Here is an 18,794-nt window from a genome sequence, read left to right as displayed (position 1 = left end):
CGTGAGGAGCGCGAGTCGCTGCGCCAGCAGCCCGGAGCCCCGGAGGAGGTCGCGTGCCGGCCAGTGCCCCGAGACCACCCCGCCCCGGTGGGCGCCGTCGCAGTGGCGTCCCGTGGCTGGCGCTCGCCTACGTCGCGCTCTGCGCCGCGGTGGTCGTCCCGGTCGTCCTCGTCCTGGTGGACGGGCTGGACCACGCGCTTCGTGCGTTGCTCATCTTCGGCACGGCCTTCGTGCTGTGCTTTCGCATGTCCCGCCGGCAGGCTCTGCCGCAGGCGGACTCGATCGAGGACTTCCCGACGGCCGCCGACTCCGTCCTGTTCCTCCGGCCCTTCCGCGGGGAGAAGGCGCCGTTCTCGCAGTCCGACGACCGCCACGGGCGCCATCGGCTGAAGGCCCTCGTCGTCGACCCGGACGAAGAGTTCCTGTCCTTCGAGCGCTACCTCGGGCCGGAGCTGACCGCGCAGGTCGGGCCGATCATCGGGCTCGGCGCTCCCGGCGACCGCCTGCCCCCGGAAGGTCCGGTCGTGCGCCACTACGCGTCGGACCTCTCCTGGCAGGACGACATCGAGCGGCTGATCCCCGCCGTGCGCTGCATCATCATGCTCCCGCAGACTTCTGAACCCCTTCGGGACGAGCTGCGGCTCATCCGCGCGCACCGTGCGACCGGGAAGCTCTTCCTCGTGCTCGGCCCATACGACGAACCGGGGGAGCAGGCCACTGGTAGGCGCGCCCCGGCCCGGCTGCGCACGAGCCGCGCGCTGATGGGTGCGCAGCCTCCTCGCTGGACGGAGCTGGTACCGGTCTTCGCCGAGCACGGTCTCGTGCTGCCGCCCCGCCACCCCGGGCCCGGCAGCGTCATCGCGTTCCGATCCGACGGCCGCGCCGTCGTGCTGGCCTCCGGCCTGGACCGCGCCGCGGACTACGTCTCGGCCATCGCCGGCCGCCTCCCCGGGCAATAGCGCGTGGGCGCTCCCAGAGCCGGCAAGACGCTGCGCCGGTTGCTGCGCGACCGGGGACGACCCGGGTGAGCGGATCCGCGGTCGTGGTCGTCGCCGGTGAAGCGGGCCCACTGAGCCGCACGAACCAGATGGAGGTGGCGATGCGCGGCGCCCGGGATCCGGCCATCAGGTCGTCGACGGTGTCCGCCTCGGCTCGCCGATGTCGTTGACGAGCGCGAGCAGGGTCGCGGGGTCCTCCTGTTGCACGTCGCGGACGATCCGCTCCGCGGCGCCCGGTCGGCGACCGGCGACGCCGAGGGCGGCGTCGCGGAGCCGGCGGGCCGACGGTGAGCGCAGGTGGGCCGGCCGGGTCAACCGGTCGGCCCTGGTCTGCACGGCGTGCACCGCCGGGCGGCGGCGTGCGGTGTAGCCGGCCAGCCCGGCCTCGACGGGTCCCGGCCGCGGACAGCTCGGCGACCAGGACGGCGGCGTGACGCCGAGAACCGGGCCGGCCGCCCGGCGACCGCGGTGAGCACACCGACGGACGCCCTCACCGGTCGACGCCGAGGAACGCGGCCACGGCCTCCTTCATCGGGCCGGAGCGCTGCTTGGGCCCGCCGTGCCCGCTGCCCGGGAAGATCCGCAGCTCAGCGTCCGGGATCGCCGCCGCGGTCGCCGCCAGCGCGTCCGCCGGGAAGAACGGGTCGACCGACGCGCCCAGGACCAGCGCCGGCACCGCCAGCACCGCCAGCACCGCCAGCACCGCCAGCACCGCCAGCACCGCCAGCACCGCCAGCACCGCCGAGGTGGTGGTCACGAAGTCGGCGGCCTCGGTGACGGTGGGGGCGGTGCCGGTCAGCGACATGATCGTCCGCGCGAGCCCGCGCAGCACGGGGCCGTCGACCACCTCCGCGGCCATGTCGCCGGTCAGCTCGCGCCAGCGCCGCGCGCGGGCCAGCTCCAGCCACCGCAGGCAGATCCGCTGCCCGGACGGGGCCAGCCGGGCGCCCGTGACGACCAGCGCGAGCCGGCGCACCGCGTCCGGGTGCGCCAGCGCCAGCTGCTGGGCGATCATGCCGCCGGTGGGCAGGCCCATCAGGTCGAAGCGGCCGATCTCGGGCCCGAGCACCGCGGCGTACTCGGCGGCCAGGTCGGCGGTCGCCGTCGGCGAGCCCCTGCGGCCGCTGGACGATGTGGAGCGTGTGGTCCCGGGCCAGCCGGTGGAACGCGCGGGCGTAGGTGGTCACGGCCGGCCCGCTCGGGGCCCCGTTGGCCAGCGCGAGGCCGGGCGGCACCACCAGCGGCGCCGCGCCACCGTCGATCCGGACGAACGAGAGCCGCCCGGCGAAGGTGTCGGCGAGGGCCCGCGCGGCCGCCATGTCACCGCACCTCGGCGGGAGCAGGGGCGTCGGCGCGCGCGGCGGAGGTCGCGGCGCGGCGCTTGAGCCAGTGGCCCACGCCGATCAGCACGGCGTCGACCACGGCCAGCCCGATCAGCGCGGTGGGCAGGTGCGCGAGCGCGCCCTCGCCCCCGCCGACGACGAACGTCCAGACGACCTTGAACAGCACCCCGGCGTTGATCACGACCAGGCCCCAGCCCAGCGATCGCCGCCAGAGGGCGGCGCCGAGGCCGACGAAGAGCAGCGGGATGAGCAGTGCCGCCGCGACCTTCCAGATCGTCCACTCGCCGAGCAGGTACTCCTGCTCGACGCGCAGCATCTCGATCACCGCGGGGTCCGGCGTGGACGGCGTCGGGAACCACGCGATGGACGACATCAGCGCGACTACCGTGCCGATGGTGCCGGCCCAGCTGCGCCGCCAGGCGAAGAAGCAGAACGGCAGCAGGAACAGCGGGCGGATGTACCAGCTCAGGATGTTGTGGTGCCGGCCCCAGGCCCAGGACACCAGCTCGGTCAGCCACTCGTTCATCGGGATCCCCTCGGGTCGGTCCGGCTCCGTCGAGCCTCCGCCGGGGCGGCCGGTCGCGGCAGCGGGACAGCCCGCGTCCGGATGAGGGACAACCCTGTACGCCCGATTCGCCGCCCTCGGCCAGAGGGCGAGGAGGGCCGGGCCGGAAGGACGTGCAGGAGGAACTGCCGGCGATCACGCCCTGCCCGGCGGCCACGTCCGGCTCAGCCGTTCACCCGGGCGAGCAGCGGCCAGAACGCGGGGTCGGTGCTCGCGTAGTCGTAGTGGCCGGCGCCGATCGCGCCGCCGTCGCGGGCGGCGTCGACGAACCGGGCGATCCGGTCGGCGGTCAGCGGGGTGCGGCCGGCGCCGGCGACCCCGCCCTCGACGGAGACCGGGCGGCCGGTCAGCGCCCGGGCCCGCTGCACCTGGTCGAGGACCCACGCGTGCACCTGGTCCGGGGTGAGGTCCGTGCGGTAGGACCACAGCGCCATCGGCAGCACCACCTCGCTGCGCTCGCCGACGGCGGTCCACGGGAACCCGGCCCAGTTGTTGCCCGGGTCGGTGGTGAACGGCGCGGGCACGATCGCCACGACCATCGCGTCGGTCCGGGCCCTGACCTCGGCCAGGTGGGTCACCAGGCGCTCGGCGAACCGCGCGCGGTCGACCTCGTCGAGGCGCTCGATGTCGATCCCGACCGCGTCGAAGCGCTGCCCGCCGGGGCTGGCGTACTCGGCGATCGCGGTGGTGCGCCGCAGGTCGCGGGCCATGTCCCCGTACCCGGGGACGTACCAGCCGACGACGCTGAGCCCGGCCCGGTGCGCCTCGTCCAGCCACCGGCCGGCGGCGACGGCGTCGTGGAAGTCCGCGCCGCTGGTGAACCGGGCGGTGGACAGGTACAGGGTGCGCACGCCGCGCGCCCGCATGTCGGCGACCGCCGTCACCGGGTCGAGCGCGGCGTAGTCGAACACGTCGACCCACGTCGCGAGCCCCCGGAACGGCCGGTACGGGTCGGCCGCGGTCCAGCCCGACCAGTCGCCCGACGGCGAGGGGCGGGTCGCCTCGTGGACGACCCCGTCCGGAGCCCGGCCGACGACCCGCACCGCGCCGCCGTCGGCGTGCGCGCCGGGGCCCGACGAGAACCGCCCACCCAGCGAGCTCCACCCGGCCCAGCCGGTGTCGGGGCGGTAGCGGCGCAGGTGCGCGGCCCGGTCCGGGCCCACCACGACGACGTCGAGCAGGCCCGGGCCGGACGCCGCGATCGCCGGCTGCGAGGCGAGCACCCCACCGAGGGGAGCCCACTCGCCCCAGCGGCCGCCGTCGAACGCCTTGTGCCACAACCCCTCGTCGGGTCCGCGGACGGCCACGTCGAGCCGGCCCGCCGACCAGGACGCGACGGCCGGGGCCGAGGTCGCCGTCCCGCCCTGGGACGCCCAGCCCCACCAGCGGGTGCCGTCGAAGGCGCGGTGCCACAGGGCGCCGTCGGACCCGCGGACGAGCACGTCGAGCCGGCCCGCGGACCAGGACGCGACGGCCGGGCCCGAGCGCAGCGACCCGCCCAGCGCTGCCCAGTCCCACCAGCGCGCCCCGTCGTAGGCGCGGTGCCACAGCCGGTCGTCGGTGCCCCGGGCGAACACGTCGAGCCGACCCGGTCCCCAGGACACGACCGCGGGCTGGGAGGCCAGCGCGCCGCCGAGGTCGATCGGTCGGGTCCACGAGCCCCCGGCGGGCCGGTACCGGTACTCGAGGCGCCCGGTGTCCGACCGGGTGAACAGGTCGACCCGGCCGGGCCGCGACGCGGCGACGGCGGGCGAGCTCGGTCCGGTCGCGTCCGGCACCGGGGCCGCGCCCGCCCGGTCCGGGGCCGCGACCGTGGTCAGGGCCAGTGCGGTGGCCACGGCCAGCAGCATGCCCGCCACCCTGCGGGGGAGTCGCGGACGGGACGGCACGGGCACCTCCAGGGGCGGGTGGCCGGGCCAGTAGACCGTCGGCTCCGCCGTCGGCACCAGGGCTGTCCTCCCTCCGGTGGACGGCCGCTCGTCTCGCGCCTGTCCACCACGCCCGCACCTGGCCGGAGTCGTTCACCCCACCCCAGCGGGGCGGGCCGGGCAGGTTCCGGCACCGGACGGGCGCGGAAGGACCCGTCCCCGGTGGCGTCCGCCTGCGTGGAGCCGAACGGCCCGCGCGGCGCGGGACCTGCGCCGCTGCCGTTCCCCGTCGTCGTGGAGCAGCGTCGGGCCGGACCCGAGGAGGACGACATGATCGCCGAACGGGTTGTGCGGGTCAGATCAGCCACTTCTGGCGCTGCACGAAGGGCAGGGCGGCCCACTGCTTGCCCAGGCCCCAGGTGTGGCCGGCGTAGGTCATGGCGGCGACGATCAGCGCGATGGCGTAGATGATGTGGTAGTCGATGACGGGGTTGGTCGACATGCTGGGTTCGCCCGCGGCGGTGAAGCGGTCGAGCGGGAACTCGGCCAGCCACATCAGCAGCATCATGATGGTGCCGGCGATGGCGCTGAGGCGCAGGGCGATGCCGAGGGTGACGGCGATGCCGATGCCGGCGAGGCCTGCCATGAACAGCCAGTTGGCCCACCATGCACCGGCGATGGCCTGGAAGGCGGTGTCGAAGGGTCCGACTTCGACGCCACCGAGGAAGCCCTCGGTGGGGGATCCGCCGTTGATCCAGGCCCGCTCGGCGGTGGTGGCGTAGCCGAGGCCGAACAGCTTGTCGAGGAAGGCCCAGAGGAAGACCAGGCCGGTGCTGATCCGCAGCACCGCCAGGGCCTTGGCCGCTGTGGTGCCGGCCGCGAGGGTGGTCGCGTGGTCCGCCTGGGTCGTGTGTCGGACGCTCATGGCTCCTTCTTCCCTGTGCTCTCTCGTTGCCTGCACCAGAACACTCCCGCGCGGACCGGTCCGGTCGCGCCTGCACAACTGCCCGTCCTGACCGGGTCGAAGGTCATCGCGATCGGCGTCCCCCGCGGGACCATCGGCACCTCGAACCGCGGCGAGCGGCGGCCTCAACGGTGGCGGTCGCGGGCCGCGCCGGGCGCCCGGGAGCCGTGCCGTCGGGGACGCGCGGCTGGGGTGGCGCAGCCGGCGTCCGTGCCGGCTCACTCCTCGGCCGGCGGGACCTGCTCGCTCGTCGCGGCGTCGTCGGCCACGGCGGGAGCCGGGACGCTCCGGTCCCCGCGCCGGGTCCGCGGGACCCGGGCGATCCGCCGGTCGAGGCGGACCGCGCGGTGGCACTCGCCACCGCGGACGAGCACCTCGACCGGACCGGCGGCCGGTCCGGTGCGGGTGGCGTTCACCGGGGAGCCGCGAGTCGGTCCTGCTCGGCCTGCATGGCGCTCGTCCTGTCTGTCCGGGTGCTCGTGCGGTGCTGCCGCGGTTCCAGGGTGAGCGGGTCCGCGCTGCGGGGGAGGGGCGGAAGTCCCGGGTCCGGTCGCCCGGGGGCACCGGTGGTCGGTGCCCAACGGCGGCCGGTAGCGGGTCGGTCGGCCGTCGTCGCGGACGCCGTCGCGACCGACACTCGCCGGATGGGCGTGCGGGACGTGGTGGATGCCGGATCCGGGAGCCGCGACGGCGTGGTCACCGACTCGGTCCGGGCGGTGCTCGGGTCGGTGCCGGTCGTGCCGGGTGCCCGCCGGTGGTGGGTCGAGTCGATCCCCCAGGGCTTCGAGCTGCACGGCGAAGTGGGCGGGACGGCCCACGACGTCCCCGGAACCCGGGAGACCCGGATCGCGGTCGGCGCGGGCCTGTTCGCCGCGCACCTGGCGGTGGCCGCGAGGGGGACCCGGCCGGTCACCACGCTGCTGCCGCGCTCGGCCCGACCGGGCCTGCTCGCCGTCGTGCGCCGCGGCGACGAGCGCCCGCCGACGCCCGTCGAGCGAACGCTGCACGTCGCCCTGCGCGGTGGCGCCGGGCGGGCGCCTGCGCCGGTGCCGGTCCTGCGCCGGTTCCTGCGCCTCGCCGCCGATGCCGAGGGAACGTGGCTGCGCAGCGCGGTCGGGAACGGCGGGCGCACGACCCCGCGCGGGCTCCTCGTCGACGCCCCCGACGCGCGCACCGACGTTCCCGACGAGGTGCTGCTCGTGCTGCTCGCCGCGGCCCGGGACCTGCCGCTGTGCCAGTTGCGCGCCGGTCGCGCGTTCGAACGGGTGCTGCTCACCGCGTCGGTGCTCGGGCACGTCGCCCGGGTGCTCGCCGGGCCGGGTGGGCTCGATCCCACGCCGCGCGCCCTGCGCTCCGCCGGAGTGGATCCCGCGGTGACGCCGTACCTGCTGCTGTCGGTCGCGCCCCGCGGCTGACCGGGGCGACGGCCCGATCAGCCCGCACGGGGCACCACGAGGATCGTGGGCGCTCGGCGGACGAGATCGGCGCCGCGTGCAGCAGGACGAGTTCGCCGTCCAGCGGCCGGCCGCGTCGACCGCCTCGACGGGCACCGGTTCGTCCCCGGGCAGCTCGCCGAGGGCCGCGACGACCCGCGGCCGGTGGACGTCCCGGTGACGGCCGTCGGGTCGAGACGGACGGTGTCCTCCGGACCGAGCAGGTCGGCCGGGCCGTGTCGGTGGGTCATGGTGTGCTGCTCCCGCAGCCTGCGCGGTCGAGCGTGGATCAGCGGCGGTCGCCCCGGCAGGGCCGTGCGGACCGGTCCGGCCCGCGGATGGACCCGGTGCTCCGGGTCCAACGGCCCGTCCACGGGGGCCGCCGGGCGGTGGCCACCGACTCCCCCGGCGGGCAGCGTTGGCGGCGACGGCGACCGTCGGCCGCCCGGACACGCAGCCGATCCGACCGCGGGACCGCGATCGGAGCCCTCGAGGAGGAGACGACGATGAGCCCTGGGGTCGCACCCGGCACCCGACCCGTGGTGGTCGGGGTCGACGGATCGCGGAGCGCGCTCGACGCGGTGCGCTGGGCGGCGGTCGAGGCCGCGCGCCGCGAGACGGAACTGCTGGTCATGACCGTCGTCCCGACGGGCGACCGGCTCGTCGCCCGGCCCGTGCTCGGCGACCGGCTCCGCCAGGAGCTGCTCGCCCGCGGCCGGCGCGCCCTCGACGAGGCCGCGACCGCCGCTGAGAGCGCCGCGCCCGGCCTTCCGGTGAGCGCGGACCTGCTGACCGGGTCACCGGTCGGGGTCCTCGCCGACCAGACCCACCGCGCGCAGCTGCTGGTGCTGGGCAGCCGTGGGCTGGGCGGGCTCGCCGGGCTGGTGGTCGGATCGGTGAGCGTCGCGCTGTCGGCACGGGCGTCGTGCCCGGTGGTGGTCGTGCGCGGTGCGGACGGCGCCGAGCGCGCCACGGGGCCGGTCGTCGTCGGGGTGGACGGGACGCCGAACAGCGAGGCGGCGATCGCCTTCGGCTACGCGGCCGCGGCCTCGCGGGGGGTGCCGCTGGTCGCGTTGCACACCTGGACCGACGTCGAGTACGCGCCGAACCTGGCACCCCTGCTGGAGTGGGACGCCATCGCCGAGGAGGAGCGGGTCGTGCTGGCCGAGCGGCTCGCGGGCTGGGGCGAGAAGTACCGCGACGTGCCGGTCCGCCGCGTCGTCGGTCGAGACGGCGCGGCCGCCGCGCTGGTCCGGCTGTCCGCGGACGCCCAGCTGGTCGTGGTGGGATCGCGGGGGCGCGGCAACCTCACCGGCCTGGTCCTCGGCTCGGTCAGCCACGCGGTGCTGCACCACAGCCACTGCCCGGTCGCGGTCGTCCGCCCGGACACCGCCGCGCAGGAGCGGTGATGCGCGGCCGGCCGATGGCCCGGCAGGCCGTGATCGGTGACGCCGGCCGGCGCCGGCACCGCGCCGTCAGCCGGTCGGGAGCCGAACCGCGGTGAACGGGCGGCGGGGCGAGGCGGGCAGCGGGTCGGCCCCCGGCGCCGGCCACCCGACGCGGATCACCAGCTGCGGGTGCTCGGGGATGCCCAGGACGTCGCGGCGCAGCCGCAGCCGGCTCGCCCCGACCTCGACGGCCTGGCTGAACGGGGTCGTCGCCAGGCCCATCCCGGTGGCGGTGAGCAGGACCGCGCTCGCGGCCTGACCGGCCAGCATCCGGTCCCGCTCGGTGTCCCCGGCGGTCACCAGCACCAGGAACAGCGCGCCGTCGTCCTCGTCGGGGTCGCGGCCCGGACGGGCCGGGCTCCGGGCGAGGCCGGCGGGTCCGAAGGGGCGTTGCGGTGCGGGCACGCTCGCGCCGATCGGGGGTGGGGGGACGTTCTCGGCCGGAACGCCGTCGTGGGTGTGGGCGGGTCGGTGGGTCCAGCGCTGCAGCTCGGCGGCGTAGCCGGGGTGGTGGCGCTGCAGGCTCGACGCCTCGGCCAGCGTCGCCAGCAGCAGCTCGCGCCGCGCCGCGGCCACCACCGGCACGAGCAGCGGGCCTTCGGCACCCGCCCGCCTGACCAGGGCGTCGCGCAGCTCGGCCGGCACCGGTCGGTGGCTGAGCCTGCGCCGGTCGGTGCGTCGGCGGGTGATCGAGCTCGCCATCCGGACGAGGGCCGGGTCCGGTGGCCCGGTCACCGCCCGGACGGTGGCCAGGTGCAGGCGGTTGGCGGGGTCGGGCAGCAGCGCCACCCGCTCGGCGACGCCCGCCCCGGCGAGCGCGGCCCGCAGGTGGTGCAGCGCCGCCCCGCAGCTGATCAGCAGGTCCCGCCGGTCGGGGTCGGTCGCGGCCAGGTGGCGGAACCGGTCGGCGTGCAGCTGCACCTCGTCCGGACCGATCCGCCACCGCCACGGCTGGGTGTTGTGCACCGACGGGGCGCGCAGCGCGAGCTCGACCGCCGCGACCGGGTCGCCGGCCGCGGCGTCGGCTCGATCGTCGGGTCCACCGCTGCCGGTGGTGCGTGGCTGGACGTCCATGGCCTCGTCTCCCTGCTCGGGTGCGCCGAGGATGCGGCCGGTGAGCCGATCGGGGCAGGACCGCTGGGCCCCCGGCGGCCGGGACGTTCGGCCTGACGTCACCGGGCCGCGCCGACCGGCGGCGCGGTGCCGACCACCGGCCCGGCCGAGTCGGGACCAACGACCTGGTGATCTGCGGTCCGCGGCCACTGCCGGCCGGCGGGACGCGGCGCGCAGCGTAACGGCAGTCGTTCGTTCGAGGAGGACATGATGACCGCACCGACCAGCCGACCCGTCGTCGTCGGGATCGACGGTTCCGAGAGCGCTCTGGCCGCCGCCCGGTGGGGCGCGGTCGAGGCCCGCCGCCGCAACGCCCCGCTCCGCCTCGTGACGGCGTTCGCGTGGACCCGCAACCGCGACCTCGTCGCGGGCGCCCCGGAGCTGGGGGAGCAGTACCGCAGCGACCTGCGGGTCCACGCCGAGCGGCAGTTGGCCGATGCGGTCGCCGTGGCCGAGCGGACGGTCCCCGACCGGCCCGTGGACGGCTCCGTCGTGGTCGGCTCCCCCATCGGCGCGCTCGGCGAGGAGGCCCGGCACGCGCAGCTGCTGGTGCTCGGCAGCCGCGGTCGGGGTGGTCTCACCGGCCTGCTGATCGGGTCGGTGGCCGTCGCGCTGGCCCCCAAGGCGGCCTGCCCAGTGGTCGTCGTGCGCGGTGAGGACCGCGAGCCGGGCAACTCGGCGCCGGTCGTCCTCGGCGTCGACGACTCGCCGGCCGGCGACGCCGCGATCGCGTTCGCCTTCGAGGCCGCCGCGGCCCGCGGCGCACCCCTGGTGGCCGTGCACGCCTGGCTGGAGCACATCTACGACGCCCAGATCGCCCTCATGGTCGACGCGGCGGGCACCGAGGAGCAGGTCCGTTCCACCCTCGCGCGCAGGCTGGCCGGCTGGACGCAGAAGTACCCGACCGTGCCGCTCACCCTGGACGTCGCCCGCGACGCTCCGGCCAGAGCGCTGGTCGAGCGTTCGCGCGACGCGCAGCTCGTGGTGGTCGGCTCGCGCGGGCACGGCAACCTCGCCGGGCTCGTGCTGGGGTCGGTCAGCCACGCCCTGCTGCAGCACAGCCACTGCCCGGTCGCCGTCGTCCGCCGCTGACCCGGCGGGCCCGGCTGCGGTCAGGTCGGGCCTTGGTCGGCTCGGTCAGGTCGTGGGCCGCGCGGTAGGCGGCGACGGCGGTCGGCGGGGGTCGGGAAGATCAGGTCCTCGTCGATCCGCTCGGCCCGTCCGCTGCGGTGCCGCACGCCCAGCGCGTCCAGGCAGGCCACCGCGGTCACCGCGGCGGCCAGCAGCACCGCGATCAGCGGTCCGGGCAGCCGGGGCAGCAGCAGGCCCAGGACCACGAGCAGGGCGAACACGGTGCCGGCGACGGCGACCGTCGGCGCGTGGACGCCGACGAGACCGGAGGCGAACGAGACCACCTCGGCCGGCACGGTGTCGCCCTCGACGGGCACACCGCTGACGTTGCGCAGCCGGCCGACGATCATGACGACGCTGATCCCGGCCAGGTAGTGGCCCGGAGCCCGGGGACGAATGTCCCGACGGGCCCGTGGAGAGGGTCCCAAGGCCGAGATCATCCGCTCCCGCGACCGGATGCAGCTGCTGCTGGACGCGGTGCTGGTCGTCGCCGAGGACCTCGACCTCGACCTCGACACCACCCTGCACCGGATCGTGCAGGCCGCGGTCGGGCTGGTCGACGCCCGGTACGGCGCACTGGGCGTGCTCGGCCCCGGCGGCCGGATCAGCCGGTTCATCAACGTCGGGCTCGACGACGAGACCCGGGCCACGATGGGCCCGCTGCCCGAGGGCAAGGGCCTGCTCGGACAGCTGATCCTGGACCCGAGGCCGCTGCGGCTCGCGGATCTGGGCGCGCACGAGGCCTCGGTCGGCTTCCCGCCCAACCACCCGCCGATGCGCAGCTTCCTCGGCGTGCCGGTCCGGGTGCGCGACGCGCTGTTCGGCAACCTTCGGGGCGATGGATGCGCCGGCGCGGGGGCGGTGCTCCGGCCGCTCGTCGACCCCACCGCGTGGCGCCGTCAGGGAGGTGGCGATCATGCAGGACCGTGATGTGGAACGGGACGAGGAGCGGACCGTGGGGGCCGTGGCCGGTGACTGGTTCGTCGTCCCGGGCCCGCTCAACGGGCACCAGTGGCACTGGGGCCGGATCACCGCCGTGCTGCCGGCGCCCGACGGGACGGCGCGCTACCGCGTCCGCCGGCTCGGGGAGGCGCACGACTCGGTCGTCGTACCCGCGGACGGCGCGCGCGTGGCGAAGGAAGCCGACTGGCCGGAACCGGCCGGCGACGCGATCGGCGTGTGGCCGAGCTGACCGGCCCGCGGACCCGGTCCGACGAGAGGCGGTGCGTGGTGCCGGGCGCGGCGTCAGTCCTGCTGGCCGTCGCGGCGGCGGTCGGCGGCGTAGACGGCGGCCTCGGTGCGCCGGGCGAAGCCGAGCTTGTGCAGCAGCGAGGACACGTAGTTCTTCACGGTCTTCTCGGCCAGGTACATCTCGGCGCCGATCTGGCGGTTGGTCAGCCCGTCGGCGATGAGCCCGAGGATGCGCTTCTCCTGCGGGCTGAGCGAGGCGTAACGAGGATCCTCGGGCGCGTTGCCCTTGCGCAACCGCTCGAGCACGACCGCGGTCGCGTTCGGGTCGAGCAGCGAGCCGCCCGCGGCGACGGTGCGCACGGCGCCGACGAGGTCGGTGCCCGCGACCTGCTTGAGCAGGTAGCCGGACGCACCGGCCATGATCGCGCCGAACAGCGCCTCGTCGTCGGAGTATGACGTCAGCATCAGGCAGGCCGGCGGCCGCTCCAGGGCGGCGCGGACATCACGGCAGACCGAGACGCCTTCGCCGTCGGGCAGGCGGACGTCGAGGATGGCGACGTCGGGGCGCAGCGCGGGGATGCGGGCGAGGGCCTGGGACGCCGTGCCGGCCTCGCCGATCACCTCGATGTCGTCCTCGCTCTCGAGGAGCTGCGCGATGCCGCGCCGGACGATCTCGTGGTCGTCGAGCAGGAACACGGTGATGGGCACGGGAAGGACGGTAGTGCCGAGGGAACGGGCCGCGCAGGTGCAGGCGGGCCCTGGCTCGAAGGGACTTCGGTCCGCGATCCGCACGCCGATGGTCCCGAGCCGCACCGCAGGCGGCGACCGGCAGGATGGGGCGTGGCGGCGCGATCAGCGGGCGGCGCGGACGCCGCCGTCGCCCAGGCGCACCTCCGGGTTCGTCGCTGCTCCGTGCCGCTGGACGCGGGAGGTGCCGGTGCCCCGGCGCCCGCCCTGAGCGTCGATCGCCGGCAGGGTCCGACCGGGCGCTCCCACCGGCCCTGCGTCCCGCCCGGACCGGGCCCAACGACCCCCCGTCATGACGGGACCGGGCGGGGCTCCACGCCGCGGCCGAGCGGAGGGTTCTCGTCCGCGTGCAGCTCACGCCCGGGGCCGGGGACGAGCGGCCCCGGGCGGCCGTCGAGGAGCCCCGGTGAACTCCGGTCCATCGGGCACCCCGACACGGGACTTTCGGCCCACAGCGGTGGTCGATGCCGTGACCGAGGATGACCAGATGCCCCTGTCGACCGACCGCGCCGCGGTCGCCGGCGAATTCGCCGAGCTCGACCGCGCCGCCTGCCTGCGCCTGCTGGCGACGGGCGTCGTCGGGCGCGTGGTCTTCACCGAGTCCGCGCTGCCCGCTGCCCAGCCGGTGAACTACCTCCTCGACGACGAGGAGGTGGTCTTCCGCACGGCGAACGGCAGCAAGCTGGCCGCCGCGACCCGCCACCACGTCGTCGCCTTCCAGGTGGACCGCATCGACGAGGCCGCGCGCACCGGCTGGAGCGTGCTCGGCGTGGGCGAGGCGTACGAGGTCGTCGACCCGGTCCGGCTCGCCGACCTGGCCGAGCGCCTGCCCCCACCCTGGGTGCCGGGGCAGGGCCTGCACACCATCAGCATCCCGCTGCAGCGGCTCACCGGCCGGCGCCTCGACCACGACTGAGCAGGGCGCGGCACCCCCCGCCGTCGACCGCGCCCGCCCGGTCAGGTCGCGACGGGCCGGGCCGCGGGCGCGAACAGCTCGACGAGGTTGCCGTCCGGGGGGCTCCTACCGGTACGTGGCGTCGTCGACGGTGATCTGGATGAATGCGCAGTCGGGCCAGCGAGGGCTGTCGTGGTCGTAGCCTGCGGTCACCTCGGTCGGCACGGTGAAGCCGTCGAAGGTCGCCTCACGGTGGATCTCGGCGCCGAAGGGGCGCAGGGCGTAGGGGCCGCGGTCGATGGCGGCCCAACGAGGCATCGTCACCTTCTGCAGAGCACCTGTCGGGTCGACCGTGATCGTGACCTCGTGCGCGTCGCCACCGGAGGGCAGCCGCACGGTGGCACTGTGCTCGTCGACGGGCGTCCACACGAGATCGGGGGAGAGCGCCGCGGCCGGAGTCCAGATCACCTCGCTGACGAGCCGGCCGGCTGCGCTGCGGGTGAGGTCGGGCCCGGACTCGTAGACCAGGGCGATGCGGCCGAAAGCCCGGTGGACCATGTCACCGCGGCCGTGGACGAGACGGTCGTAGCCGTACACGGGGATGCCGGCGACGCGGGTGGCGCACGCCCAGACGTAGCCGTCGAGCCCGGCGATGACCTGGCGGGCGCGGAAGTCGCGCCAGGCGCCGATGCGGATGCGACCGTGCTGGGCGAGCTCGACCCGGCGGCGCAGAGGCGTACCGGGGGCGATGGCGTGGGTCAGCCACCGCTGCGCGGGCTCGGGCAGGTCCCGCACCGCCCGCGCGTCGAACGCGCCGTCGGTCGGCGACGGCTGCGCGAGCTCGGCCCAGTCGTGGCGCACGGCGACCGGCAGCCGTGCGACCGGGTCGACCCGTCGCGCGGTCGTCATCGGGTCGTCCGCCGCGCGGCGATGCGGATTGCGGCCGTCAGGACCAGGACGAGGCCGTCGACGACCAATCCCGGGGCGGCGTCCCCGGCCGGTAGCGCGATCACCGCGACCGACCCGGCCTCTCCGGCCGCGACCCATCGGCACCACGTCGGGCCAGGAGCCGTCGCAGGGGCGTGGGCGGGCGTCCATCCGGGCGCTGCTGGAGCTCTCGACGCGGGTTGCTGGGGTGCCATGGCTCCTGCTCCTCGTGCTCGACGAGCCCAGGGTCCCGCTGCCGGCCACGGACGGCGAGTGCCGGAAGACCCGACCGACCCGGCCATGGAAGCAGCGGGAAAGCCCGCGCGGCCCGGCGAGGGGACACCCGCCGAGGCCGCGCCGCCGGGCGGAGCGCACGACGAGGGGTGCGCCGACCGCCGTCGGGAGGAGCCAGAGGACCGGGCCGGGGAGCTGGTCCCACAGCGGCAGGCGGGGCCCGTTGTCGACGTAGAACGCGGTGAGCATGGCGATGTAGCCGCTGCTCATGCCCACGAGGTGCGCGAGGAGGCGCGGTGGCCGCGACCAGTGGACGGCGCGGTAGCCGGCGGCGGCGCTCGCGAGGGCGGCACCGCCGAGGACGACGAGGTGCCAGCGGTGCGCCCAGTCCACCGCGGCCAGCACCGGAGCGGTCGTGCCCAGGACAGTGAGGGCCACCAGGTGGGCACGGCCCAGTCGGCGGTGGCCCCGGCTGCCCTTGCGGGTCAGCATCGCGCCCGCGCCGCAGGCGACCGCCACGATCCCGCATCCCACGTGCAGCGGGACCAGTCCCAGCACCACCACCTCGAGGACCTCGGGCTGCGCGACCGACGGGGCGGGACCGGGCAACCGGTGTGCGGGAACCACGGGCACCTCCGCGGACAGTAGCGTCGCTATACGTAGGTACGCTACTCTCTCCGACTGTCATCGCAGCTCGGGTGGTGTGTGGTCCACCGAGAAGGAGTAGTGTCGCTACGCATGCGGGCCGAGGCGTTGAAGGGACACCTGGACGGTCTGCTGCTGGCCGCGCTGGAGCCGGGCCCGCTGCACGGGTACGGCGTCATCGACCACCTGCGGGCGGGCAGCGGCGGGCGCATCGACCTGCCGACCGGAACGATCTACCCGGCCCTGCACCGGCTCGAGCGGGCCGGGCTGGTGCGCAGCCGGTGGTCGGACTCCTCCGGTCGCCGCCGGCGCACCTACGAGCTGACCCCGGCGGGCGCGGCGGCGTTGGACGAGAGCCGGGTCGGGTGGGCGGAGTTCGCGACGGCGGTGTCGGCGCTGCTGGGGAGGCGCGCATGGCCGGCCGCGACGTAGCCCGGGACGGGTTCGACGCCTACCTCGACGCGGTGGGCCGGCGGCTGTTCGGGCCGCGACGAGCCCGAGCGGCGATCCTCGACGAGCTGCGCGACGGCCTGCACGAGGCGGCGGCCGCTGCGCGCCGCAGGTGTCCTGGCGCCGACACCGGCGCGGCCGTGCGGGCGGCGGTCCGCGAGTTCGGTCCGGCGCACCTGGTCGCCGCGGCGTTCGCCGGCGAACTGGCCTGCGGTCAGGCCCGCCGCACCGTCACCGGCCTGCTCGTCACCGGGCCGCTGGTCGGGCTGCTGTGGCTGGCGGCGGGGTCGCCGGTCGCAGCCTCCGTGGTCGGAGGGGGGCCGCTGGCGGCCGTGCCCCCCGCTCCGCTGGTCGCCGTCGCAGTGCTCGCCGGCGCCGTCGTGCTGGCCGCCACCGGCCGCCGGGGTGCGCTGCTCGGGCGCGGCCGGATGCTCGCCGTGGACGGTGCGGTCGTCGTCGTCGCGGCGGCCGTCGTCGCCGATCTGGTCATGCTCGCGGTGCTGCTCACCGGGGCGACCGGATCGTCGATCGGGGCGTCATCGGTCGCGTTCCTGGCCGGCTGCGCCAGCCTGGCCCGCCTGGGCGCGTGCGGTGTCCAGGCCGCGCGCGTCCTCGGGTGTCGGCGGGCGTTGACGGGGCCCGGCGAGCACTGACGACGTGCCCGGCAGCGGGTGCTCAGGCGGACGCCGCCTCCGGTGGCTGCGCGGCGCCGCTGCCCGCGATGGCCAGGAGGTCGGAGAGCCGTCCGAGCGCGCCGGGATCGGCCCGGTAGTACACCCAGGTCCCGCGGCGTTCGCCGGAGATCAGGCCGGCCTCGCGCAGGACCTTCAGGTGGTGGGAGATGGTCGGCCCGGCCAGGTCGAACCCGTCGGAGACGTCGCAGACGCAGGCCTCGCCGCCGGGGTGGCTGGCGATCAGCGACAGCAGGCGCAGCCGGGCGGGATCGCCGAGGGCCTTGAACGCCCGGGCCAGCTCCACCGCCCGCGCCGGCCCGAGCGGCTCCTCCGCCAGCGGGGAGCAGCACGCCGCCAGCGCTCCGGCGAGCGAGCCGCTCTGGTTCGACATCGCTCTACCTTGACAGTTGTCTATCCAGGGAGCAACCTCTTGCTTTGACGTTCGTCGATACAGCGACGTAGGAGGAGTGCCATGGCGGATCGAGCACCGGTTGCCGGAGCCGACGTCCGGGAGGAGGTGCGGGCGCGGTACGCCGCGGCGGCGGTCAGGGCCACGGCGGGTGAGCACCGGCAGGCCCGGGCCGCCGAGGCCGAGAGCTGTTGCGGGCCGGGCGCGGGATGCGGGTGCGGACCGGCCGAGGTGGCCTTCGGGGAGGGCCTCTACAGCTCCGCGGAGTCGGCGGGTGCGCCGAGCGCCGCGGTCGCGGCGTCGCTGGGCTGCGGGGTGCCCACCGCCGTCGCCGACCTGCGCCCGGGCGAGGTCGTGCTCGACCTCGGTTCGGGAGCCGGGGCCGACGTGCTGATCTCCGCGCGCCGGGTCGCTCCCGGCGGCCGGGTCTACGGGGTGGACATGACGACCGAGATGCTGGAGCTCGCCCGTCGCAACGCCGCGGAGGCCGGGGTGGACAACGTCGAGTTCCTGCAGGGCTACCTGGAGGACGTCCCGCTGCCCGACGCCAGTGTCGACGTGGTCATCTCCAACTGCGTGATCAACCTGGCCGCGGACAAGGCCGTCGTGCTCCGCGAGGCGGCCAGGGTGCTGCGTTCCGGCGGCCGGTTCGCGGTGTCCGACGTAATCGCCGACGCCGACCTGGACGCCGTCACCCGCGCGGCCATGGGCCAGTGGACCGGCTGCGTCGCCGGTGCCCTGACCCGAGCCGAGTTCGAGCAGGCCCTGTCCGGTGCGGGGCTGGTCGACGTGGAGATCGTCGAGACCCACCGGGTGCACGAGCACGCCGCCTCGGCGATCGTCCGGGCGCGCAAACCGGCGGCCTGACCCGCTGCGCGGCCCGGGTCCGCGCTACCGGTGCGCTCCGGGCCCGGCGAGCCGGGCGGCGAGCGTCCGGACGCGGGCATCGATGTCGTCGCGGATCAGCCGCATCCGCTCGATGCCGTCGATCCCGCGTTCGGACGGCTCGTCGGTGTCCCAGTTCTCGACTCGCACGCCGACGGGCGCGTCGACGGTGGCCTCCCCGCCGAGGGTGACCACGAGGTCGACCGAGCGCAGCAGCTTCGGGTCGATCGGCTTGGGCGACTCGGCGCTGATGTCGACCCCCACCTCGGCCAACGACCGCGCGGACAGCGCGTTGATCGACGGGCCGGGATCGGTGCCGGCCGAGTGCACCTCGACCTCCGTGCCTGCGGCCGCGCGCATGAGCCCGGCCGCCATCTGGGACTTCCCGCCGTTGCGCACGCAGACGAACAGCACCGACGCCGTCATCACCGGGATCCGGGGGAGGTGGTGCCCGCGGCGGGGTCGAGCAGGTCGGCGATCAGGGCGCGGACCCGGGCGTCGATGTCGTCGCGGATGGGGCGGATCTCGGCCGGGGTCCGGCCCGCGGGGTCGGTGAGCTCCCAGTCGAGGTAGCGCTTGCCGGGGTAGACCGGGCAGGCGTCCCCGCAGCCCATGGTGATCACGACGTCGGCGGCGCGGACGGCGTCGTCGGTGAGGGGCTTGGGGAACTCCTTCGACAGGTCGAGCCCGATCTCGGCCATCACCTCGCGGACGGCGGGGTTGATGGTGTCGGCGGGGGCGGAGCCCGCGGAGCGGACGCGGACCCGGCCGGCGGCGCGGTGGTCGAGCAGCGCGGCGGCCATCTGGGAGCGACCGGCGTTGTGGACGCAGACGAACAGGACCTCGGGGACGGTCTCCATGAGCACTCCCTGGG

General features: G+C 76.1%; 22 protein-coding genes and 1 pseudogene. 10 read left to right on the top strand and 13 right to left on the bottom strand.

All coding sequences use genetic code 11. The features are described from left to right. The first annotated feature begins 53 nt into the window (after positions 1-53). The gene (locus KDL28_RS15055) at positions 54-959 is read left to right on the top strand and encodes a hypothetical protein (protein ID WP_252438970.1); all 906 of its coding nucleotides are present in this window, start codon (positions 54-56) and stop codon (positions 957-959) included. 165 nt (positions 960-1,124) lie between these two features. On the opposite strand, the gene KDL28_RS15050 is transcribed toward KDL28_RS15055, so the two are convergent. The 6 genes from KDL28_RS15050 to KDL28_RS15025 all read right to left on the bottom strand — a co-directional run bounded on the left by KDL28_RS15050 (position 1,125) and on the right by KDL28_RS15025 (position 6,154). Beyond that, positions 1,125-1,334: a hypothetical protein gene (locus tag KDL28_RS15050; RefSeq protein WP_252438968.1), complete on the bottom strand. Its 210-nt coding sequence runs from the start codon at positions 1,332-1,334 to the stop codon at positions 1,125-1,127. 154 nt (positions 1,335-1,488) lie between these two features. Next, on the bottom strand, positions 1,489-2,067 hold the full coding sequence (locus KDL28_RS15045) for an alpha/beta fold hydrolase (RefSeq protein ID WP_252438966.1): 579 nt from the start codon (positions 2,065-2,067) through the stop codon (positions 1,489-1,491). A gap of 251 nt (positions 2,068-2,318) precedes the next feature. Continuing rightward, positions 2,319-2,867, bottom strand: coding sequence for a hypothetical protein (locus tag KDL28_RS15040; protein ID WP_252438964.1), 549 nt, complete (start codon positions 2,865-2,867; stop codon positions 2,319-2,321). 203 nt (positions 2,868-3,070) lie between these two features. Continuing rightward, on the bottom strand, positions 3,071-4,852 hold the full coding sequence (locus KDL28_RS15035) for a PLL family lectin (RefSeq protein WP_252438962.1): 1,782 nt from the start codon (positions 4,850-4,852) through the stop codon (positions 3,071-3,073). Positions 4,853-5,129: 277 nt separating this feature from the next. Continuing rightward, positions 5,130-5,699 (bottom strand): DoxX family membrane protein, encoded by a 570-nt coding sequence (locus KDL28_RS15030; RefSeq protein WP_252438960.1) that lies wholly within the window; start codon positions 5,697-5,699, stop codon positions 5,130-5,132. Between the two features lie 257 nt (positions 5,700-5,956). Further along, on the bottom strand, positions 5,957-6,154 hold the full coding sequence (locus KDL28_RS15025; protein WP_252438958.1) for a hypothetical protein: 198 nt from the start codon (positions 6,152-6,154) through the stop codon (positions 5,957-5,959). Between the two features lie 228 nt (positions 6,155-6,382). Between KDL28_RS15025 and KDL28_RS15020 the strand changes: the two genes are divergently transcribed. Both KDL28_RS15020 and KDL28_RS15015 read left to right on the top strand, forming a co-directional pair. Beyond that, positions 6,383-7,153 (top strand): hypothetical protein, encoded by a 771-nt coding sequence (locus KDL28_RS15020; RefSeq protein ID WP_252438956.1) that lies wholly within the window; start codon positions 6,383-6,385, stop codon positions 7,151-7,153. A 524-nt stretch (positions 7,154-7,677) separates the two neighbouring features. Next, positions 7,678-8,580, top strand: coding sequence for a universal stress protein (locus KDL28_RS15015; RefSeq protein WP_252438954.1), 903 nt, complete (start codon positions 7,678-7,680; stop codon positions 8,578-8,580). A gap of 66 nt (positions 8,581-8,646) precedes the next feature. Here KDL28_RS15015 and KDL28_RS15010 read toward each other — a convergent pair whose 3' ends face one another. Further along, a complete protein-coding gene (locus KDL28_RS15010) occupies positions 8,647-9,693 on the bottom strand; it encodes an Acg family FMN-binding oxidoreductase (RefSeq protein WP_252438952.1) in 1,047 nt (348 codons plus the stop codon). 249 nt (positions 9,694-9,942) lie between these two features. On the opposite strand from KDL28_RS15010, the gene KDL28_RS15005 reads away from it, so the two are divergent. Further along, positions 9,943-10,824: a universal stress protein gene (locus KDL28_RS15005; protein WP_252438950.1), complete on the top strand. Its 882-nt coding sequence runs from the start codon at positions 9,943-9,945 to the stop codon at positions 10,822-10,824. 20 nt (positions 10,825-10,844) lie between these two features. Here the strand turns inward: KDL28_RS15005 and KDL28_RS15000 are convergent, their stop codons facing one another. Continuing rightward, positions 10,845-11,291 carry a hypothetical protein gene (locus KDL28_RS15000; RefSeq protein WP_252439250.1) on the bottom strand — a complete coding sequence of 149 codons (447 nt, stop codon included), beginning with the start codon at positions 11,289-11,291 and terminating at the stop codon, positions 10,845-10,847. A 4-nt stretch (positions 11,292-11,295) separates the two neighbouring features. Between KDL28_RS15000 and KDL28_RS14995 the strand changes: the two are divergent. Together KDL28_RS14995 and KDL28_RS14990 are read left to right on the top strand one after the other, a co-directional pair. Next, positions 11,296-11,694 (top strand): annotated as a pseudogene (locus KDL28_RS14995) (GAF domain-containing protein); the annotation flags it as partial. An 85-nt stretch (positions 11,695-11,779) separates the two neighbouring features. Beyond that, a complete protein-coding gene (locus KDL28_RS14990; RefSeq protein ID WP_252438948.1) occupies positions 11,780-12,055 on the top strand; it encodes a DUF1918 domain-containing protein in 276 nt (91 codons plus the stop codon). A 53-nt stretch (positions 12,056-12,108) separates the two neighbouring features. Here KDL28_RS14990 and KDL28_RS14985 read toward each other — a convergent pair whose 3' ends face one another. Next, positions 12,109-12,762: a response regulator gene (locus tag KDL28_RS14985; RefSeq protein WP_252438946.1), complete on the bottom strand. Its 654-nt coding sequence runs from the start codon at positions 12,760-12,762 to the stop codon at positions 12,109-12,111. 526 nt (positions 12,763-13,288) lie between these two features. Here KDL28_RS14985 and KDL28_RS14980 point away from each other — a divergent pair. Continuing rightward, a complete protein-coding gene (locus tag KDL28_RS14980) occupies positions 13,289-13,717 on the top strand; it encodes a pyridoxamine 5'-phosphate oxidase family protein (RefSeq protein ID WP_252438944.1) in 429 nt (142 codons plus the stop codon). 105 nt (positions 13,718-13,822) lie between these two features. Here KDL28_RS14980 and KDL28_RS14975 read toward each other — a convergent pair whose 3' ends face one another. Further along, on the bottom strand, positions 13,823-15,484 hold the full coding sequence (locus tag KDL28_RS14975) for a DUF6544 family protein (protein WP_252438942.1): 1,662 nt from the start codon (positions 15,482-15,484) through the stop codon (positions 13,823-13,825). Between the two features lie 99 nt (positions 15,485-15,583). On the opposite strand from KDL28_RS14975, the gene KDL28_RS14970 reads away from it, so the two are divergent. Beyond that, a complete protein-coding gene (locus KDL28_RS14970; RefSeq protein WP_308216008.1) occupies positions 15,584-15,934 on the top strand; it encodes a PadR family transcriptional regulator in 351 nt (116 codons plus the stop codon). After that, positions 15,916-16,605 carry an HAAS signaling domain-containing protein gene (locus tag KDL28_RS14965; protein ID WP_252438940.1) on the top strand — a complete coding sequence of 230 codons (690 nt, stop codon included), beginning with the start codon at positions 15,916-15,918 and terminating at the stop codon, positions 16,603-16,605. Before KDL28_RS14970 ends, KDL28_RS14965 begins: the two co-directional genes overlap by 19 nt. Before the next feature lie 22 nt (positions 16,606-16,627). Here KDL28_RS14965 and KDL28_RS14960 read toward each other — a convergent pair whose 3' ends face one another. Further along, the gene (locus KDL28_RS14960; RefSeq protein ID WP_252438938.1) at positions 16,628-17,017 is read right to left on the bottom strand and encodes an ArsR/SmtB family transcription factor; all 390 of its coding nucleotides are present in this window, start codon (positions 17,015-17,017) and stop codon (positions 16,628-16,630) included. 81 nt (positions 17,018-17,098) lie between these two features. Between KDL28_RS14960 and arsM the strand changes: the two genes are divergently transcribed. Continuing rightward, positions 17,099-17,902 carry an arsenite methyltransferase gene (gene arsM, locus KDL28_RS14955; RefSeq protein ID WP_252438936.1) on the top strand — a complete coding sequence of 268 codons (804 nt, stop codon included), beginning with the start codon at positions 17,099-17,101 and terminating at the stop codon, positions 17,900-17,902. Between the two features lie 24 nt (positions 17,903-17,926). On the opposite strand, the gene KDL28_RS14950 is transcribed toward arsM, so the two are convergent. Both KDL28_RS14950 and KDL28_RS14945 read right to left on the bottom strand, forming a co-directional pair. Further along, positions 17,927-18,346, bottom strand: a complete 420-nt coding sequence (locus KDL28_RS14950) for an arsenate-mycothiol transferase ArsC (RefSeq protein WP_252438934.1) — start codon at positions 18,344-18,346, stop codon at positions 17,927-17,929. Beyond that, entirely contained in the window at positions 18,346-18,780 is a 435-nt protein-coding gene (locus KDL28_RS14945; protein ID WP_252438932.1) for an arsenate reductase ArsC, read from the bottom strand. The genes KDL28_RS14950 and KDL28_RS14945 overlap by 1 nt, the downstream gene beginning before the upstream one ends. Between the last annotated feature and the right edge of the window lie 14 nt (positions 18,781-18,794).

It is taken from the genome of Pseudonocardia humida, assembly GCF_023898865.1.
Taxonomy (GTDB): Bacteria; Actinomycetota; Actinomycetes; order Mycobacteriales; family Pseudonocardiaceae; genus Pseudonocardia; species Pseudonocardia humida.
Note: the sequence above shows the minus strand (reverse complement) of the source record. Positions and strands in the feature narration are given on the sequence as shown.

What these genes read in the sequence shown, in the direction of transcription:
- KDL28_RS15040 (WP_252438964.1), bottom strand. Translation starts at nt 2,867, where the DNA reads ATGAACGAGTGGCTGACCGAGCTGGTGTCCTGGGCCTGGGGCCGGCAC.
- KDL28_RS15030 (WP_252438960.1), bottom strand. Translation starts at nt 5,699, where the DNA reads ATGAGCGTCCGACACACGACCCAGGCGGACCACGCGACCACCCTCGCG.
- KDL28_RS15020 (WP_252438956.1), top strand. Translation starts at nt 6,383, where the DNA reads ATGGGCGTGCGGGACGTGGTGGATGCCGGATCCGGGAGCCGCGACGGC.
- KDL28_RS15015 (WP_252438954.1), top strand. Translation starts at nt 7,678, where the DNA reads ATGAGCCCTGGGGTCGCACCCGGCACCCGACCCGTGGTGGTCGGGGTC.
- KDL28_RS15010 (WP_252438952.1), bottom strand. Translation starts at nt 9,693, where the DNA reads ATGGACGTCCAGCCACGCACCACCGGCAGCGGTGGACCCGACGATCGA.
- KDL28_RS15005 (WP_252438950.1), top strand. Translation starts at nt 9,943, where the DNA reads ATGACCGCACCGACCAGCCGACCCGTCGTCGTCGGGATCGACGGTTCC.
- KDL28_RS14990 (WP_252438948.1), top strand. Translation starts at nt 11,780, where the DNA reads ATGCAGGACCGTGATGTGGAACGGGACGAGGAGCGGACCGTGGGGGCC.
- KDL28_RS14980 (WP_252438944.1), top strand. Translation starts at nt 13,289, where the DNA reads ATGCCCCTGTCGACCGACCGCGCCGCGGTCGCCGGCGAATTCGCCGAG.
- KDL28_RS14965 (WP_252438940.1), top strand. Translation starts at nt 15,916, where the DNA reads ATGGCCGGCCGCGACGTAGCCCGGGACGGGTTCGACGCCTACCTCGAC.
- KDL28_RS14960 (WP_252438938.1), bottom strand. Translation starts at nt 17,017, where the DNA reads ATGTCGAACCAGAGCGGCTCGCTCGCCGGAGCGCTGGCGGCGTGCTGC.
- arsM (WP_252438936.1), top strand. Translation starts at nt 17,099, where the DNA reads ATGGCGGATCGAGCACCGGTTGCCGGAGCCGACGTCCGGGAGGAGGTG.
- KDL28_RS14950 (WP_252438934.1), bottom strand. Translation starts at nt 18,346, where the DNA reads ATGACGGCGTCGGTGCTGTTCGTCTGCGTGCGCAACGGCGGGAAGTCC.
- KDL28_RS14945 (WP_252438932.1), bottom strand. Translation starts at nt 18,780, where the DNA reads ATGGAGACCGTCCCCGAGGTCCTGTTCGTCTGCGTCCACAACGCCGGT.